The sequence below is a fragment of the Pararobbsia silviterrae genome (assembly GCF_003628125.1).
In the GTDB taxonomy this organism is placed as follows: domain Bacteria; phylum Pseudomonadota; class Gammaproteobacteria; order Burkholderiales; family Burkholderiaceae; genus Pararobbsia; species Pararobbsia silviterrae.
Window position 1 is genome coordinate 1 of sequence record NZ_RBZU01000033.1, and the last position, 2,451, is coordinate 2,451.

At 63.2% G+C, this 2,451-nt stretch carries 3 protein-coding genes; all 3 read left to right on the top strand.

The window, feature by feature from the left end; all coding sequences use genetic code 11:
- Positions 1–72 precede the first annotated feature (72 nt).
- The 3 genes from tnpA to tnpC are packed head-to-tail and all read left to right on the top strand — an operon-like array spanning position 73 to position 2,407.
- Positions 73–462, top strand: coding sequence for an IS66-like element accessory protein TnpA (gene tnpA / locus D7S86_RS28855; protein ID WP_166444175.1), 390 nt, complete (start codon positions 73–75; stop codon positions 460–462).
- On the top strand, positions 459–806 hold the full coding sequence (tnpB, locus tag D7S86_RS28860; protein ID WP_121091579.1) for an IS66 family insertion sequence element accessory protein TnpB: 348 nt from the start codon (positions 459–461) through the stop codon (positions 804–806). The genes tnpA and tnpB overlap by 4 nt, the downstream gene beginning before the upstream one ends.
- A gap of 29 nt (positions 807–835) precedes the next feature.
- The gene (tnpC, locus tag D7S86_RS28865) at positions 836–2,407 is read left to right on the top strand and encodes an IS66 family transposase (protein ID WP_121091580.1); all 1,572 of its coding nucleotides are present in this window, start codon (positions 836–838) and stop codon (positions 2,405–2,407) included.
- The last annotated feature ends 44 nt before the right edge of the window (positions 2,408–2,451 follow it).

The following is a 2,451-nucleotide window of genomic DNA, read 5'->3' on the forward strand; positions in this document are numbered from 1 at the left end:
GTAAGCGTTGCCCCATCACCGTCTCGACATGGCAGCGGCGAGTGTCCAGAGTAGGCCCCACCAAATCGAGTGGTGGAGCCCATTTTGTCAACAGAAGCACCGAGCAAGAACAGCCGCAAGGGGCGGCCTAACAACCCGATCGAATTTCGTCGTCAGTTGGCGCAGCGCGCGTGCGAGCCCGGAGTCTCTGTAGCACGGCTGGCGCTGGAACACGGACTGAACACGAATCTGCTGTTCAAATGGCGACGCGCCTATCGAGCCGGAGAGTACGACGGCGGTGCGTTGATTCCCGTCGCTGTGCTCGGCGAGGATTCGCAACCGAATTCACGGACACCGGCGACAGCGCCGGGCGTGATCGAGATCAGCATCGGCGCCGCACGCGTTCGCATCGAAGGCATGCCTGATGCGGCAGCGCTGCGGCTCGTGCTGAACACCTTGGCTACCGCGAAGACGAAGCCATGATTGGATTGCCCTCGGGCACACGCGTGTGGCTGGCTGCCGGCGTGACCGACATGCGCTCGGGCTTCAACAGCCTGGCCGCAAAGGTGCAAACGGTACTCGAACGTGATCCATTCAGTGGTCACGTATTTGTCTTCCGAGGCAAGCGCGGCGATCTGCTCAAAGTCCTTTGGTGGAGCGGCGACGGTCTGTGCCTGCTCATGAAGCGCCTGGAAAAGGGCCGCTTCGTTTGGCCGCAGGCCACGAGCGGCACCGTGCTACTGAGTCCCGCGCAACTGTCGATGCTGCTCGAAGGCATCGACTGGCGTCAGCCCACCCGCACCGCCGCACCCACGTCGGCGTTGTAAACATCAGCGCCGCCCAGTAAGCTGTCGGCATGAGTTCCGCCGACCTCCTTCCCGACGACATCGAAGCCCTCAAGGCGCTGCTGCGCGAACGTGACGCACGCCTTGAGCACTTGCAAGATGTCGTCGACTCGCAGAAGGCCGTCATCGCCACGGGCAAGGTCGAGATCGAGCATTTGAAGCTGCTGATCGCGAAGCTGCGCCGCATGCAGTTCGGCCGCAAGTCGGAGAAGCTCGATCGCCAGATCGAACAGCTTGAGCTTCGGCTCGAAGAGCTCGAAGCCGACGAAGGCGCGGCACCCATTGAAATCCCCAAGACCCCTCGCACGGCCCCGGAGCAAGCAACGCGCAAGCCGTTGCCCGAGCATCTGCCGCGCGAGGTGCAAACGCACTTGCCGAGCTCCGTCGAGAAGTGCGAGGCCTGCGGTGGACAGATGAAGCTGCTTGGCGAAGACGTCGCCGAACAACTCGAATATGTTCCGGCGAGCTTCCGCGTGATCCGTCACGTGCGGCCGAAGTTCGCGTGCGCGGGCTGCGATCACATCGCGCAAGCGGCAGCCCCGAGCCGGCCGATCGAGCGTGGGCTCGCCGGTCCGGGCCTGCTTGCGCATGTGCTCGTCGCGAAGTTCGCGGACCACATCCCCTTGTATCGCCAATCGGTCATGTACGAGCGCGAAGGTGTTGAGCTCGATCGCTCGCTACTCGCGAAGTGGGTCGGCCATAGCGCGAAGCTGTTGGCGCCCTTGGTCGACGCGTTGCGCCGTCACGTGATGGCGGCCACGAAGTTGCACGCCGACGATACACCGGTGCCGGTGCTTGCTCCGGGCAACGGCAAGACGAAGACTGGGCGGTTATGGGTGTATGTGCGAGACGATCGCGCGTCGGCCGACATGAAGCCGGCGGCGGTGTGGTTCGCGTACACGCCCGATCGCAAAGGCATCCATCCCCAAGAACATCTCGCGTCGTTCAGCGGCACGTTGCAGGCCGACGCATACGGCGGATATCAGGCCATCTACGAAACGGGGCGCGTTGCTGAGGCGGCATGTTGGGCGCACGCGCGACGTCAATTCTATGAGCTCTACGTCGCGCGGCCCAACGCGTTGAACACAGAGGCACTAAAACGCATCGGCGAACTGTACGAGATTGAGGAAGCGATCCGAGGCAAGTCGCCCGATGAACGGCGAGCGTATCGCCAGGAGCGCGCGAAGCCGCTGCTTGATCAACTCCACACGTGGCTCACAGCCACGCTGGAGACACTCTCAAAGAAATCCGACACGAGTCGGGCGGTCCTCTATGCGCTGAACCGATGGGAAGCGTTGACGCGGTATTGCAGCGACGGTCGCATCGAGATCGACAACACACCCGTCGAGCGTGCCCTGCGCGGGGTCGCGATCGGTCGCCGCAACTACCTGTTCGCCGGGGCCGATTCGGGCGGTGAACGCGCGGCCGCTATTTATAGCCTGGTCGGCACCTGCAAACTCAACGACATCGATCCCGAAGCGTATTTGCGCTTCGTGCTCGCGCGCATCGCCGATCACGCGATTAACCACGTCGAAGAATTGACGCCGTGGGTCGTGGCGGAACAGCTTCGCGCCGGCCACTGACGATCACGACGCCGTCGTCAAGACGGCGCTCGCGACTCGCTTAC